Below are 15,105 nucleotides of genomic sequence, written 5' to 3'. Positions count from 1 at the left end.
TCCTTCCACCGTCCGTCACGCCCCCTGCGGGTCTCCTACCCGCCCGCACTGTCGGTGGTGCGGATTAGGGTGGGAAACCCGTTCTGTTCCCGCTGCCCGGAGAGGTGCCGCCCACCGATGTACGCCCTGCACGCGCTCTGGCGGGCCGACGGGCGGCTCGCCGTCTGGGCGGAGGACGCGGCGGTGTACCGGGGCGACGCGCCCGGCCGGGCGGAGCGCGCCGGGACGACGGCGCACCCGTTCGCGTGTCCGGCCGGCGAGGTGGCGCGGCTGCTGGGGACGGTCGGACCGGGCCTGGGCTGGCTGGCCGAGCAGGCCGCCGAACGGTGGACCGGGCTGGTGCTGCCGACGCTCGGCGGCCGGCCCGTGCCCTCCCCCGACCTACCGGTGGGCGCGGTGTCGCGCGGCGTGGCGCTGAGCCCGTGGCGGGTGCCCGCGCTGCTCTTCGACCGCTCGCAGGCGGCCCAGCTGCTCGGCGCGCTGCACGACCCGCACTGGCCGGGCGCGACCGTCCAGCTGCCCGACGGCACCCCGGCCGAGCTGGCCTACGGCGCCTCGGTGCGCTGGCTGGCCGCGGTGCACGACCTCGCCTGGCGGCTGGTCGGGCGGGGGCGGCTGCTGCCGGTGCTGGTCGAGGAGGCGGGGCGGTGGCACGCCCGCTGGCGGCCCGCGCCGGACGCCCCGGCGCACCGGGAGGAGGCCGCGCTGGTCGCCGGCTGCCCGCCGGTCTGCCTCGCCGAACACCCCGCCGACCGGCCTTCCGCCGACCGGCCCCCCGCTGACCGGCGCTCCGCCGACCTGCCGTCCGCCGACGCCCTGGTCGCCGGCCTGCTCGACGCCCTCGTCGACCAGGAGGCCCGGGTCGCCCTCGCCGACCTCGACCCGCCCGCCGACCCGTTCCTCGCCGCCCTGCACGGCCCCGACGGCCGGCTCGCCGAGGCCCCGCCCGCCGGGCTGCCCGAGCGGCTGGCCGGCTGGCAGGCCACCCGCCCGGCCGGCGCGCCGCTGCGCCTGGACTTCCGCCTCACCGAACCGCTCGGCCCCGACCCGGACGACCGCGACGGCGGGGTGCGCGCCGACGCCTGGCGGCTCGACCTGCTGGTCCGCGCCGCCGACCGCCCCTCCCTGGTGGTCCCCGCCGACGTCCTGCGCCCGGGCGCCGCCGCCGACCCCGGCTACCTCGCGCTGGCCCGCGCCGTCCCCGCCGAGGCGGGCGACCCGGCCGAGGCCTACCGGGCGGAGCTGGCCCGCGCCGTCCGGGTGGACCCGGGGCTGCGCGCGGTGCTCCCGGGCGGCTTCGCCACCGAGGCCCGGCTCGACCGGGCGGGCGCCCTGCGCTTCCTGCGCGAGGGCGCGCCCGCGCTGGCCCGCGCCGGCTTCGGCGTCCTGCTGCCCGCCTGGTGGCAGCGCCGCCCCCGGCTCGGCCTGGTCCTGACGGCGGGCGCCCCGGCCGGCGACCCGTCCGCGGTGGCCCGCACCGCGCAGGTCGACCGGGACGCCGTGCTGGCCTTCGAGTGGCGGCTCGCGCTGGGCGAGCAGACCCTCACCGAGCAGGAGCTCGCCGACCTCGCCGCCGCCCAGCAGGGGCTGGTCCGGCTGCGCGGCCGCTGGGTCGAGGTCGACCAGGCCCAACTCGCCGCCGCTGTGAGGTTCCTGGCCGAGCAGGGCAGCGGCACCATGGAACCGGTCGAGCTGCTGCGGCTGGCCGCGGAGGACGGCGCCGTGGTCGACGGCCTGCCGGTCACCGCCGTGCGCGCCACCGGCCCGATCGGCGACCTGCTGGCCGGCCGGCCCGGCCCCGCCGACCGGGTCCCGCAGCTGCCCGACGGCTTCACCGGCACCCTCCGCCCGTACCAGTGGCGGGGGCTGGCCTGGCTGGACGCGCTCGGCCGGCTCGGCCTCGGCGCCGTGCTGGCCGACGACATGGGCCTCGGCAAGACGGTGCAGACCCTCGCCCTGCTCGCCCTGGAGCACGGGCGCGGGGAGCGCGGACCGGTGCTGCTGGTCTGCCCGATGTCGATGGTCGGCACCTGGCGGCGGGAGGCCGCCCGGTTCGCACCGGGCCTGCGGGTGCACGTCCACCACGGCCCCGAGCGCGGCGCGCCCGACGAGGCCGCCGACCTGGTGATCACCACCTACGGTCTGGTCCAGCGGGAAGCCGCCGAGCTGCGCCGCGTCCACTGGCGGCGGATCGTCGCCGACGAGGCCCAGCACATCAAGAACCGCTCGGCCAGGCAGTCCCGGGCCCTGCGCTCGCTGCGCTCCGGCCCGCGGATCGCGCTCACCGGTACCCCGGTGGAGAACCGGCTGGCCGATCTGCACGCCGTCCTGGACTTCGCCAACCCCGGGCTGTTCGGCAGCCCGGAGGCGTTCCGGGAGCGGTTCGCGATCCCGGTCGAGCAGACCGGCAGCGTGGACGCGGCGGCCCGGCTGCGCCGGGTCACCGGCCCGTTCCTGCTGCGCCGCCGCAAGAGTGACCCGCTGATCGTCCAGGACCTGCCCGCCAAGCAGGAGTTCACCGTCTCCTGCGCGCTGACGGCGGAGCAGGCCGGGCTCTACCGAGCGGTGGTGGCCGACCTGCTGGAGCGCCTCGGCGGGCTGCGCGGCGTCGAGCGCAAGGGTGCGGTGCTGGCGGCGATCGGCCGGCTCAAGCAGGTCTGCAACCACCCGGCCCAACTCCTGCACGACGGTACAGCGGTGGCCGGGCGCTCGGGCAAGGTGGAACGGCTGGTCGAGCTGCTGGCGGAGGCGCTGGCCGAGGGCGACCGGGTGCTGGTCTTCACCCAGTACGCGGAGTTCGGCGCCATGCTCCGTCCGTACCTGCGGCGGACGTTGGGCGAGGAGGTGCTCTATCTGCACGGCGGGGTGCCGCGCGGCCGGCGGGACGAGATGGTCGAGCGCTTCCAGTCCCCGGACGGGCCTCGGGTGTTCCTGCTGTCGCTGAAGGCGGGCGGCACCGGGCTCAACCTGACCGCCGCCAACCAGGTGGTCCACCTGGACCGTTGGTGGAACCCGGCGGTCGAGGACCAGGCCACCGACCGCGCGCACCGGATCGGCCAGCGCCGTGCCGTGCAGGTCCGCCGGCTGGTCTGCGCCGGCACCGTCGAGGAGCGGATCGGTGAGCTCCTCGCCGCCAAGCGCACCCTGGCCGAGGCGGCGGTCGGCGACGGCGAGCAGTGGCTGGCCGAACTGTCCGCCGAGCGGCTGCGCGAGGTGCTGACCCTGTCCGCCGACGCGATCGGGGAGTGATCGATGCCCACGTCCGAGGAACACCCGCTCGCCGGGCCGCTCGACGCCTTCTGGCGGGTGGAGGTGCCCGACCCCGTCGAGGGCGAGGGCGGAGCGCCCACCGCCCTCGACGAGTTGGGGCCCTCCGGCCTCACCCTGAACGGCCGCCCGCTGGACTCCGCGCTCGCCGCCGCCTACCGGCGGTTCACCGGGACCGGCTGACCCCCGGACCGCGTCAGCCCGCCGTCACCGGGTAGTGGTCGGACAGGTCGTCGTAGGTGTAGCTGGTGCCCCAACTGCTCACCGTCCACGGCGCGCTGTGGAAGCGGACCACCGTGTTGGTGTAGGTCGCCGGTCGCGCGTGGTCGGCCCGGTAGAGGACGTAGTCGAGGTCCTCCTTGGGCTCGCCCGGGTAGCGGTAGGCGGCGATCGAGTTGTCGGCGGTGTCGAAGGAGTCGGCCCAGCCGTCGCGGGTGGTGGCCGGCGCCACGCCCGCGTTGGCCAGCAGCGCGGGGTGCTCCGCGCCGTGGGAGTCGATGTTGAGGTCCCCGGCCAGCACGATCGGCTCGGCGGCGGGGATGTTCCTGGCGTCCACGAACGCCTTCATCGCCTTGAGCTGGGCGGCCCGGACCGCCGCCGGCCGGCCCGCGGAGCAGCCGGAGTCGGTGGACTGCAGATGCGTGCCGATCACGTGCGTGCGCAGGCCGTTGACGTTCAGCACGGCGTAGACGAAGCCCTTGTTCGACCAATAGTCGGAGCCGCAGGCGTCCTTGAAGACGTACTGCTCCTTGCGCAGGATCGGCCACTTGCTGAGCAGGGTGACGCCGCCGTCCTCGGGCGTGGCGGAGCTGTAGCTGCCGGAGGTGGCGTCCCAGCCGCTGGTCGAGCGGCCGACCACCGGGGTGTGGTACGGGTACGCGGCCGAGGCCTGGGCGACCAGCGCGTCGGAGGCGGCGTTGTCGAAGGCCTCCTGGAGCACCACGACGTCCTGGCCCTGGAAGACGCCGGCGGCGGGGATGGCCCCGGCCCGGTGGTCCTGGCCCCAGTTGGGGTAGAGGTTCTTGCTCATCAGGAAGACGTTGTACGTCAGCACCTTGAGCGCCGGGACGCTCGCCGGGGACGTGGCGGCGCTCTCGGCGGGGGCGGCGTACGCGCCCGGCGCGGCGGCGAGCGGGGCGAGCAGGGCGGCGGCGGCCGTGCAGACGGCGGCGAGGCGCGCGGAGGGAGTTGGCATGCCCGCAGTGAAGCGACGCCGGGCCACGGTCGTCCAGACGGTGAACGATAACCATATGAACTCATCGGTAACTTAAAGCTGTCTGGCCAACTCCTCCTTGGGCGGAGGAAATTGTCGGGACAACCTGCTCGGCCACCACATGTGGCGGTCCAGGTCCATGGTCACCGCGGTGACCAGGACGGAGCGCACCACGAAGGTGTCCAGCAGCACGCCCAGGGCCACCGCGAAACCGATCTCGGCGAACCCAACGATCGGAAGGGTGCCGAGGACGGCGAAGGTGCTCGCCAGGATCAGACCGGCCGAGGTGATCACGCCGCCGGTGGCGGCCAGGCCGGCCACCGCCCCCGGGCGGGTGCCGTGCTGGGCGGTCTCCTCGCGGACCCGGGTCATCAGGAAGATGTTGTAGTCGATGCCGAGGGCGACCAGGAAGACGAAGACGAACAGCGGGAAGGCGTTGTCCTGGCCCTCGAAGTGGAAGACGTGCGCGAAGAAGAACGCGCTGATGCCGAGCGCCGCCGCGTAGGACAGCACGACGGTGGCGATCAGCACCAGCGGCGCGGTGACCGCGCGCAGCAGCAGCGCCAGGATCACCAGGACGACGCCCAGCACCAGCGGGATGATCGTGCGGTTGTCGGAGGACGCGGCCCGGCCCGCGTCCAGGATCACCGCCGTCGAGCCGCCCACCTTGGCGTCGGCGTTCGGCACGGCATGCACCGCGGTCCGCAGCCGGTCCACGGTGTCCTTGGCCGGCTGGCTGTCCGGCGGGTCGGTGAGGGTCGCCTGGAACATCGCCCGGCCCTCGTGGGTGACCGGGGGAGTGGTGCTCGCCACCCCGGGCGTCTCCTGCGTCACCGCGCGCACCGCCGCCGACTGGCCGGCGGCGGAGATGACCGTCAGCGGCGCGCCCGTTCCGGCCGGGAAGTGCTCCGCCAGCACCTCCTGGCCGACTACCGAGTCCGGCTTGCCGGTGAAGGTGCCGGCCGTGCTGAGGCCGGTCGCGTTCAGCGAGACCAGACCGACGCAGCAGGCCGCCAGAGCCAGCGTGGTGCCGATCCAGACCTTGCGCGGGCGCCGCCCGATCCACGCCCCGATGTGCGCCCAGCGGCCGGTCCTCGTCGGCTCGGGCGTCCCGAACGCCGGGCGCACCGGCCAGAACACCCAGCGTCCGACGATCACCAGCAGCGCCGGCAGCAGGGTCAGCATCGAGGCCAGTGCCACCAGCACGCCGATCGCGCAGACCGGGCCGAGACCGCTGGTCGAGTTCATCTCGGCGACCAGCAGACAGAGCATCGAGGCGACCACGGTCGCGGACGAGGCCAGGATCGCGGGCCCGGCCCGGTGCAGGGCGAAGGCCATCGCCTCGTGGCGGTCCTCGTGCCGGCGCAGCTCCTCCCGGTAGCGGGCGGTGAGCAGCAGCGCGTAGTCCGTCCCCGCGCCGAGCACCAGCACGATCAGGATGCCGGCGCTCTGCGCGTTGACGGTCAGTCCGGCGTGGTCGGCCAGCAGGTAGATCACCGCCTGCGCGACCACCAGCGCCCCGGCCGCCGAGAACAGCGGCAGCATCCAGAGCACCGGGCTGCGGTAGGTGAGCAGCAGCAGGATGATCACCACGCTGACGGTGGCCGCCAGCAGGGTGGAGTCGATCCCGGCGAAGGCCTCCGCCTGGTCGGCGCCGATGCCGGCCGGACCGGTGACATGGGTGGTCATGCCGAGGCTGTTCTCGGCGGCGGTGGCGCGCAGGCTGTCCACGGCCGGGCGCAGGTCCTGCCAGCCGCCGGTGCCGATGTCGATCGGCACGATGGTCTGCAGCGCCTGGCCGTCCGCCGACTCCACCGGCCCGGTGATCCGGCCGAGCACGTGCGGGGCGGAGGCGAAGGCCTCGGCGTCCCGGGCCGCCTCGACCCGGTCGGCGGGGGTGATCCCGGTGTCCCGGACGTAGACCACCACCGCCTGGGCGGTGTCCACCGGCTGGAACGCCCGCTGCTCGTCCAGCACCTGGGTGGACTCGGCGTTGCTCGGCAGCCAGCTGGAGGCCTGGTTGTCCTCGGCGTCGGTGAGCTTGCCCGCCAGCGGGCCCGCCACCACCAGCAGCACCAGCCACAGGGCCAGCACCACCCACTTGCTGCGGCGTCCGCACGGCAGCTCGGCCAACTTCCGGGTCGGGCTCATGTCGGCCTCATGTCGGGCTGATCGGGGTGGCCCCCGTCCTCGGGGCGCATGACTCGTTCCAGCGTGCCATCGGCCTCGGGCCCCGGCAGCCCGAGCGGTCCCGGGTGGCCCCGGGCGGAGCAGCGCCGCGCGGGCGGGGCGGTGGCGACGCGGGCGGGGCGCGCTACGCGGGCCGGGCGGCGGCGCGGGTCCGCAGGGCCTTGAGCGCGGTGATGTCCCGGGCGTGGCCGGTGCCGTCGCCGCCGTGCTTGCGGTCCGGGGTCTCCACGATCAGCGGCACCCCGGCGGTCGCCGGGTGCTCGAACAGCTCGCGGAACGGCTCGGCGCCGATCAGCCCGTCGCCGATGTTGGCGTGCCGGTCCTTGCGCGCGCCGACGGCGTCCTCGGAGTCGTTCGCGTGGATCAGCCGCAGCCGGTCCGGGCCGGCGGCCGCGACCAGCGCGTCCAGCGTCTCCCGGACGCCGCCCGGCGCCGCCAGGTCGTGGCCGGCCGCGAAGGCGTGGCAGGTGTCCAGGCAGACCCCGACCTTCGGGTGGCCGTCCAGCGCGTCCAGGTACTCGGCGAGGTCCTCCATCCGCGAACAGAGCGAGCGGCCCTGGCCGGCGGTCGGCTCCAGCAGCAGCCACGGCGCGTCGTCGCCGAGCGCGTCCAGCTCGTCCAGCAGCGGGCGGACGTCCGCCCGGACCTGCGCCATCGCCTCGACCCGGCGCGAGCCGCCCCCCGGGGCCATGCCGACCGCCGAACCGGTGTGCAGCACCACGCCCAGCGCGCCGATCGCGTGCCCGCGCCGCAGCGAGTGGCGCAGCGAGGCGGCCGAGCGCTCGCGGGTGGCCGCGGTGTCGGAGCCGAAGTTGATGAGGTAGGGCGCGTGCACATAGGCGGGGATGGCCTGCTCGGCGCAGGCCGCGCGGAACTCCTCGTCCTGGGCCGGGTTGCCGGGCGGGGTCGCCCAGCCGCGCGGGTTCGCCACGAACACCTGCACCGTCTCGGCGCCCACCCGGCGGGCGTACGCCAGGCCGGTCCCGGCCAGGCCCCGGGCCGCCACCGGGACATGGGCGCCGACCGGGTTGCGGCGGGCCGGGGACGGCGGGCGCGGGGCGGCGGCCGGTGCGGGGATCACGGGGGTGGCGGTGGTGGTGCTCATGCCTTCGAGCATGGCACGCGGTCGGTGGCCTCCCCCGGGGCGGGGCCGCCGTCCAGGTCCCACCCGATCGGGTGAATCGGGCGAATCGGGTCGTCCCCGGGCCCGGGCCGTCCCGTCTTGGTTCGTGAGAGGACCGACACCCGAGTGCCGAGGGAGGCGCCCATGACCACCGAGTCCCCGCGGTCCGCCGAGCAGGTCGAGCAGGTGGAGCGGATCGACCGGATCGAGACGGTCGATCTGCGTGACGCGGAGCTGGTGCGGAACCCGTTCGAGACCTTCGCGCGGATCCGGGAGCGGACCCCGATCGCCCGGGGCACCGTCCCGGGGGTCGAGCCGTTCTGGATCGTCACCCGCTACGAGGACGTCCGCACCGTCCTCGCCGACCCGCGCTTCGTCAACGACGCGGCCACGGTGCCCGGCGCCCGCCCCGCCCACCGCACCGCGCAGGTCTGGCGGGCGCGCGGACTGCCGCCCGAGTGCGAGCGGTACCTGCGCGCCGGCGTGTTCGACGCGGACGGCGCCGAGCACCGCAGGCTGCGCGGCCTGGTCCACCCCTCCTTCACCGCCGGCGGCGTCGGCCGGCTGCGGCCCCGGATCGAGCGGCTCGCCGAGGAGCACGCCCGCGCCCTGCGCGAGCACGCCGACGCCGACGGCGTGGTCGACCTCGTCGCCCACTTCGCCTACCCGCTGCCGGTGACCGTCATCTGCGAACTGCTCGGCATCCCCGAACCGGACCGGCCGCGATGGCGCGGGTGGAGCTCCTACCTCGGCCGCGGCGCCGGCCCCGGCCTGGACGAAGCGCTGCGCGCGATGGTCGCCGCCGCCCACGAACTGATCGAGCGCCGCCGCACCGAGCCGGACGACGGCCTGGTCTCCCGGCTCGCCGCCGCCGAGGGCACCGCCCTCGACCGGGTCGAGACGATCTCGCTCGTCCTCAACCTGATCGTGGCCGGCCACGAGACCACGGCCACCCTGATCGGCAACGGGACGGCCGCCCTGCTCGCCCACCCCGAGCAGCTCGCCCGGTTGCGTGCCGACCCCGGCCTGCTCCCGGCCGCCGTCGACGAGCTGATGCGCTGGTGCGGACCGACACTCGGCGCGCTGCCGCGCTACGCCACCGAGGACGTCCGGCTCGCCGGGCGGCTGGTCCGCCGGGGCGAGGCCGTGATGCCGATCCTCGCCGGGGCCAACCACGACCCCCGGGTCTTCGCCGACCCCGAGCGGCTCGACGTGGGCCGGGCCGCCGCCCCGCGGCAGGAGGCCCACCTCGGCTTCGGCCACGGTGCCCACCGCTGCCTCGGCGCGGTGCTCGCCCATGAGGAGGCCGTGGCCGCCTTCGGCGCCCTGCTGCGGTGCTACCCCGGGCTGGCGCTCGCCGTCGCCCCGGCCGAGGTGCGGCGCGGGCCCAACCCGGTGGCCTGGCACCTGGCGGAGCTGCCGGTCCGGTTGGGGGCGCCGATGAGCTGACGGGCCGCCACCGCCACCGCCACCGCCCACCACCGCCCGCCCCTCCGGGACACGCCCGGCCCGACGCCCCGTCAGTCCGGCAGCCCAACCCTGGTGGCGGGGGCACCCGCGCACCCCTAGCGTCGATTCGGCCGACACCCACCGGCCGTCATCCCCCACTCACCAAGCGTCACCGTACTGATGGCCCCCACGCGCGCGTCGGGGCTCCCACGCGGCGGCGTGCCAGAAAGCAGGTCATCACTCATGCCCACGCGACGGGTCCACCACCTCGCCGCGGCCACCGCCGCCGCCACCACCGCCCTGACCACCGTCCTCACCGCCGTCGGCGCCGCGCCCGCGCACGCCTCCGGCGAACTGCACGTGGTGCCACCCGGAGGATCGATCCAGCAGGCCCTGGACGCCGCCCGGCCGGGTGACGTCGTGCAGCTGCTCGCCGGCGAGTACCGGGGCAGCGTCCGGATCACCACGCCCGGCCTCACCCTGCGCGGCACCGGCTCGGAGAGCGTGATCCTCCCCGCCGAGGCGCCCGACCCGGCCGCCGCACCTGCAGCCGCTGCCGTACCCGCCGGCGCACCTGCGGCCGCCCCCGCCGCCACCCCGCCCACCGCGGCCGCCCCCGCCGCTTCCGCCGGGGAGCTCGCCGCTGCCTGCTCCGGCGCCGGCCACGGCCTCTGCGTGGTCGGCACCGACGACCGGCCGCTGGAGGGCGTCACCGTCGAGGCGCTCGCCGTCACCGGCTTCCGCAAGAACGGCATCAACGCCACCGGCACCGCCGGCCTGACCGTCCGCGCCACCTACGTCCACGACAACGGGCAGCAGGGCATCAGCCAGGAGAAGTCCACCCGGGGCGTGATCACCGCCAACGAGTCCGCCCGCAACGGCCAGTCCGGCGTCTTCCTCGCCAATACCGTGGACAGCGAGGGCGGCGCCCTCTCCGCCGACGGCACCATGGTCAGCGGCAACGTGCTCACCGACAACCGGATCGGCGTCACCGTGCGCCGGCTGCGCGACCTGAACATCGAGAGCAACCGGATCCACGGCAACTGCGGCGGGGTCTTCATCGTCGGCGACGAGGGCGTGCCCCGGGCCGGCGCGCTCACCGTCTTCCGCAACCAGGTCGTCGCCAACAACCGCTACTGCCCGCCCAACCCCCGGCTGGACCACATCCAGGGCGCCGGCATCGTGCTGACCGGTGCCGAGGAGACCTCGGTGACCGAGAACGAGGTCCGCGACAACGTCGGCGCCTCGCCGTTCTCCGGCGGCATCGTGCTCGTCCACAGCGTGGTCGGCGTGGCCAACGCCCGCAACACGATCGCCGACAACCTCGTGCTCGGCAACGGCCCGGCCGACCTCGCCGACCGCGACACCGGCACCGACAACGCCTTCGCCCGCAACCAGTGCGCGGTCTCCGAGCCGGTCGGCCACTGCTGACCGGTCCGCCCGCCGCTCCCGAAGCACCCCAGGCACCCCGAGGCCCCGCGCCATCCCGTTCCCGCAGAAAGCAGAGAGACGGTCCATGACCACCGCACCCGCCACCACCCCGCAGGCCGCCATGCGCCTGCGGGAGCTCGTCTTCGGCGCCGCCTGCGCCGCCGCCGTCCGCGCGGCCGCCCGGCTCGGTGTCGCCGACGCGCTCGGCGACACCCCCGCCACCGTCACCGACCTCGCCGCCGACCTCGGCACCGAGCCCCGGCAGCTGCGCCGCCTGCTGCGCGCCCTCACCTGCTACGGCATCTTCGAGGAGCTCGACGGCGACCGCTTCGCCCACACCGAGATGTCCCGGCTGCTGCGCGAGGACGCCCCGAACAGCCTCCGCTACATCTCCCTGTGGTGCACCGAGCCGTGGACCTGGGAGGCCTGGCCCAAGCTGGACGAGGCGGTGCGCTCGGGCCGCAACGTCTTCCCCGAGCTGTTCGGCAAGGAGTTCTTCGACTACCTGCACAGCGACGGGGGCGAGTCCGCCAAGGTCTTCGACAAGGCGATGACCACCTCCAGCCGGCAGTCCGCCGCCGACTTCGCTGCCTACCTCGACCTCACCGGTATCGACTCGGTGGTCGACATCGGCGGCGGCCAGGGCCATGTGCTCGCCAGCCTGCTGGAGAAGCACCCGGCGCTGCACGGCACCCTGCTCGACCTGCCCAAGGTGGTCGCCGGTGCCGATCCCCGGCTGCGCGACGGCGGTGTCTTCGCCGACCGGGCCCGGCTGGTCCCCGGCGACTGCCGGGACGACATCCCGGTGATCGCCGACCTCTACATCATCAAGAACATCCTGGAGTGGGACGACGGGAGCACCCGCCGCACCCTGGCGAACGTGGTCGCGGCGGCCCGCCCGGGCGCCCGGGTCGTGGTGGTCGAGAACCTCGTCGACGACAGTCCCTCGATGCGGTTCACCACCGCCATGGACCTCATGCTGATGCTCAACGTCGGCGGCGCCAAGCACTCCGAGGCGAGCATGGTCCGGCTGATGACCGAGGCCGGTCTGGACGTCCGCGAGGTCCGCCCGGTCAACCCGTACCTGCACGCCTTCGAGGCCGTCGTGCGCGGCTGACCGGCCGGCGGCGGCTCCGTCCGCCGTCACGCCGCGACCGCCGGTCCCCCCTCGGGAGGGGACCGGCGGTCGCGCCGCCCCGGTGGCCGCTCACGCCGGGCGCGAGGACTCCAGGTGCGCGAAGACCACCACGTTGTCGAGGTAGTCCCGGCGCTTCTTGTCGTAGGTGCCGCCGCAGGTGATCAGCCGCAGCTGCGCGTCGGGCGTCTTCCCGTAGACCCGCTGGTCGGGGAAGGCGTCCTTGGCGAAGGTCTCGACGGAGTCGACGGCGAACACCGCGACGGTGTTGTCGGCGCGTTGGACCTCCACCTTGTTGCCCGGCAGCATCAGGCTGAGCAGCAGGAACACCGCCGGCCCCTTGGTGGTGTCGACGTGCCCGGCGACCACCGAGGCGCCCCGCTCACCGGGCGAGACGCCCTCGGCGTACCAGCCGACCAGGTTCTTGTCGTCCGGCGGCGGGGCGTTGAGCTGACCGGCGGGGTCCAGCGCCAGCTCGGTGAACGGCGCGTCCACATTGATCTGCGGGATGCGCAGCCGGACCGGCTTGGACCGTTTCAGCGGCGGCGCCGCCGTGACCGGCGCGGCGGGCCCGGGCCCGCCGGCCGCACCCGCCGAGGGGGCGCCGGCGGCCGGCGCGGCAATGGCCGGCGGTGCGGCCTGGCCCGGTACGGACCCGTCCGCCGGGACGGTGTCCACCGAGTTGTAGATCAGCAGCAGTCCGAGCGCCGCAGCGCCCATCCCGCCGCGCAGCAGCCGGGACGTACCGGGGATCACACCGGCCATCGTCGCTCGTACTCCTCTCCGGGGCCCGCGCCGTGAGGACGGCGGGCCCGACACGGCGAAGCGCCGCCCCGCGCGCCTCCGCCGCGCCCGGCGTACCGGGTGCGGGTCGGAACAAGGAGGCGGCGGGAGCGGCGCGGGGTCAGATGGCGGCGCCGGCGGTGCGGCGGCCGCGGCGCAGCGCGAGCGCGCCCGCCCCCAGGCCGCCGAGCAGCAGGACCGCGCCGGAGGCGAGACCGCCGCCGGAGAGCGCGAGCCCGCCGCCGCCGGTGTGCACGCCGCCGTGCGGGGCCTTCTCCTCGCCCTTGCCCTCGTGGCCCTTGCTCTCCGAGCCCTTCTCCTCGCCGCCGGAGGAGCCCTTCTGCTTCTCCTCCCAGGTCTTCTGGCCCTCGGGGCTGGCGGCCTTCTCCTGCTTCTCCTGCCAGGTCAGGTTCTTGCCCTGGTCGGAGGCGCCATCGGCATAGGCCAGCGGGGCACCGACGGTCAGGACCGCGGCGACGGCGGCCCCGGCGAGCAGCGTGCGTGCAGAACGCATGATGATGATCCTTCCGGCGCGGAACCCGAGATCGCCGACACGTCGTCGGCCAGGGGACTCACGGGCAGGCGCCTGATCCAACGTCAACCACGGTGGCGTCCGGTGCCACCGGAGGGCGGCACCGGCGGCCCGGCCGGTGGGCCCTTCGAGTGGAAGTCCCCGGCGTGTTCACCCGAGTGCCCTGGGCGGTCCGGGTGACGTCCGCGCGCGGCGGAGCGGAGTGCGGCCGGACGGGCGTGGGCAGACTCGGCGCATGGTCGAGATCTCGAAGGACGTCCGGGACCGGATCGCCGCCGGACACATCTGGCACGTCGGCACGGTCAACGCCGACGGCTCGCCGCACGTGAGCCCGATGTGGGTGGGGATGGAGGGGGACCTGCTGCTGTTCAACACCTCCGTCGGGCGGGTCAAGGAGCGGAACCTGCGGCGGGACCCCCGGGTCTGCCTGTCGCTCTCCGACCCCGCCGACCCGTACGACCGGGTGCAGATCCGGGGGCGGGTGGTGCGCTTCGTCGAGGGTGAGGAGGCCGATCGGAACATGGACCGGCTGGCCCGCACCTACCTCGGCGCGGAGTCCTTCGGCTGGGGGATCCCGGGGGAGCGGCGGGTGGTCGTGCTGATCGAGCCGACCAGGGTCAGCCGGGTCGTCGGCGTCGAGCCGCTCCCGCCGGGCGCCCCCGGAGCCACCCCGGCGGACGGTTCCTGAGCGCCCGCCCGCCCCGGGGGACCGGCCGTCCGGGGCCGCGTCTATCTTGAGGGTCCACGGACACGAGAGGGGCGGGACATGGGCAGGGCCGGTCGGAAGGTGGCCGCCGCGGCGGCGACGGGTGCGCTGCTGGCGGCGGTGGCGGCCTGCGGTTCGGGAGGCTCGACGCACTCCGGGGACGCGGCGAAGGGCACGCGGGCGGCGTCGGCGAGCCCGGGAGCGACGGCCGACGCGGCCACCGCGGGCGCCACCGGCACCCCGGCGGCCCCGGGGGACGCCGCGGCCGGCACTCCGGCGGCCGGCGGCGCCCCGGCGCCCGGCAGCCCGGCGCCCGGTGCCCCGTCGGCCGGCGCGGCCGCTTCGGGTACGTCCGCTCCGGCCGCGTCCACCGGCGCCCCGGCGGGCGCGTCCACCGGCGCGTCCACCGGCGGACCGGCCGGCGGATCGGCGACGGGCGGCGGGCAGCCGGCCACCGGGCCCGACTCGGACACCCCGCTGCTCGACTCCGCGCTCGTCGCCCAGCTCCTGCCCGACCAGAAGGCGATGACCGGCTGGGAGGAGGAGAAGCGGCGCGTCGACACCGCCGACCACGCCACCACCTGCACCGCCGCCGCACCGTGCACCGGCAAACCGCTGAGCGGGCAGGCCCGGTTCAGCGCCGGCGAGGTGACCGTGCGGTTCGCCGTCGACACCCTGCCCGGCCGGACCCAGGCCCAGGACCGCCTCAAGGAGGCGTACGCCGCGTACGGCGACACCACCAAGTACGGCCCGGCGGACATCGGCCCGCTGGGGACGGAGAGCCGCGCCTTCCAGGGCCAGCTGGCGGGCCGCGACGGCGTGGCGGTGGTGCTGCGCTCCGGCACGGTGGTCGTGACCGTCACCACCGAGGGCGGCCCGGTGGATCCGGCGGGCACCCGGCGGCTCGCCGCGATGCTGGTGAAGCGCGTGGAGCAGGCCCAGGCCGGCCGCACCCCGGACGCCGCTCTCGACCCGGCCTGACGCCCGCCGCCGTACGCGGGCGGATACCACGCCCGGGCCACGTGTGCGTGACGGTGCGTCAGCACCGCTTACGTTCCGGCCAAGTTGAAGGTATCCGTCCGCTGGCGCGAAACCGGTGGTCCGGATAGCGGACGCAGAACTGGACATCCCGCGGCCCGGGGCCGGTCCGGGCGTCACCCCTGGTGGGGCCCGCGAGGATCGGCGTCGGGCCGGACGGGGCGGTGCGGGCCGCACGTGAGGGAAGGCTGGAACGGCGGTCGTATCCGGTCGATTCGGGCGGGGGCCGGAATCTGGC

General features: G+C 75.7%; 12 protein-coding genes. 7 read left to right on the top strand and 5 right to left on the bottom strand.

The annotated features are described in order from the left end of the window. Positions 1-117: 117 nt before the first annotated feature. The gene (locus ABTX81_RS14590) at positions 118-3,249 is read left to right on the top strand and encodes an SNF2-related protein (protein ID WP_350544539.1); all 3,132 of its coding nucleotides are present in this window, start codon (positions 118-120) and stop codon (positions 3,247-3,249) included. 3 nt (positions 3,250-3,252) lie between these two features. Beyond that, a complete protein-coding gene (locus ABTX81_RS14585) occupies positions 3,253-3,450 on the top strand; it encodes a hypothetical protein (RefSeq protein ID WP_350544537.1) in 198 nt (65 codons plus the stop codon). A gap of 13 nt (positions 3,451-3,463) precedes the next feature. On the opposite strand, the gene sph is transcribed toward ABTX81_RS14585, so the two are convergent. The 3 genes from sph to ABTX81_RS14570 all read right to left on the bottom strand — a co-directional run bounded on the left by sph (position 3,464) and on the right by ABTX81_RS14570 (position 7,775). After that, a complete protein-coding gene (gene sph, locus ABTX81_RS14580) occupies positions 3,464-4,462 on the bottom strand; it encodes a sphingomyelin phosphodiesterase (protein WP_350544535.1) in 999 nt (332 codons plus the stop codon). Between the two features lie 72 nt (positions 4,463-4,534). Beyond that, entirely contained in the window at positions 4,535-6,631 is a 2,097-nt protein-coding gene (locus ABTX81_RS14575) for an MMPL family transporter (protein WP_350544532.1), read from the bottom strand. A gap of 163 nt (positions 6,632-6,794) precedes the next feature. Next, complete coding sequence (locus ABTX81_RS14570; protein WP_350544529.1) at positions 6,795-7,775, bottom strand: deoxyribonuclease IV; 981 nt, start codon at positions 7,773-7,775, stop codon at positions 6,795-6,797. A 162-nt stretch (positions 7,776-7,937) separates the two neighbouring features. Between ABTX81_RS14570 and ABTX81_RS14565 the strand changes: the two genes are divergently transcribed. The 3 genes from ABTX81_RS14565 (at position 7,938) to ABTX81_RS14555 (ending at position 11,790) form a co-directional block, all read left to right on the top strand. Next, complete coding sequence (locus ABTX81_RS14565) at positions 7,938-9,242, top strand: cytochrome P450 family protein (protein ID WP_350544528.1); 1,305 nt, start codon at positions 7,938-7,940, stop codon at positions 9,240-9,242. A 243-nt stretch (positions 9,243-9,485) separates the two neighbouring features. Then, a complete protein-coding gene (locus ABTX81_RS14560) occupies positions 9,486-10,673 on the top strand; it encodes a right-handed parallel beta-helix repeat-containing protein (protein ID WP_350544525.1) in 1,188 nt (395 codons plus the stop codon). Positions 10,674-10,758: 85 nt separating this feature from the next. Continuing rightward, complete coding sequence (locus ABTX81_RS14555) at positions 10,759-11,790, top strand: methyltransferase (protein ID WP_350544522.1); 1,032 nt, start codon at positions 10,759-10,761, stop codon at positions 11,788-11,790. 90 nt (positions 11,791-11,880) lie between these two features. On the opposite strand, the gene ABTX81_RS14550 is transcribed toward ABTX81_RS14555, so the two are convergent. Then, the gene (locus ABTX81_RS14550) at positions 11,881-12,573 is read right to left on the bottom strand and encodes a class F sortase (RefSeq protein WP_350544519.1); all 693 of its coding nucleotides are present in this window, start codon (positions 12,571-12,573) and stop codon (positions 11,881-11,883) included. Between the two features lie 139 nt (positions 12,574-12,712). Then, positions 12,713-13,105 (bottom strand): hypothetical protein, encoded by a 393-nt coding sequence (locus tag ABTX81_RS14545; RefSeq protein WP_350544517.1) that lies wholly within the window; start codon positions 13,103-13,105, stop codon positions 12,713-12,715. A gap of 253 nt (positions 13,106-13,358) precedes the next feature. On the opposite strand from ABTX81_RS14545, the gene ABTX81_RS14540 reads away from it, so the two are divergent. Together ABTX81_RS14540 and ABTX81_RS14535 are read left to right on the top strand one after the other, a co-directional pair. Beyond that, on the top strand, positions 13,359-13,811 hold the full coding sequence (locus ABTX81_RS14540; protein ID WP_350544515.1) for a PPOX class F420-dependent oxidoreductase: 453 nt from the start codon (positions 13,359-13,361) through the stop codon (positions 13,809-13,811). A gap of 78 nt (positions 13,812-13,889) precedes the next feature. Further along, entirely contained in the window at positions 13,890-14,810 is a 921-nt protein-coding gene (locus ABTX81_RS14535; RefSeq protein ID WP_350544513.1) for a hypothetical protein, read from the top strand. Positions 14,811-15,105: the final 295 nt, after the last annotated feature.

Origin of the sequence: Kitasatospora sp. NPDC097605 (assembly GCF_040302725.1) — a bacterium.
GTDB lineage: Bacteria > Actinomycetota > Actinomycetes > Streptomycetales > Streptomycetaceae > Kitasatospora.
The sequence above is the reverse complement of the archived record's forward strand: the minus strand, read 5'-3'. Positions and strand labels throughout refer to the sequence as shown.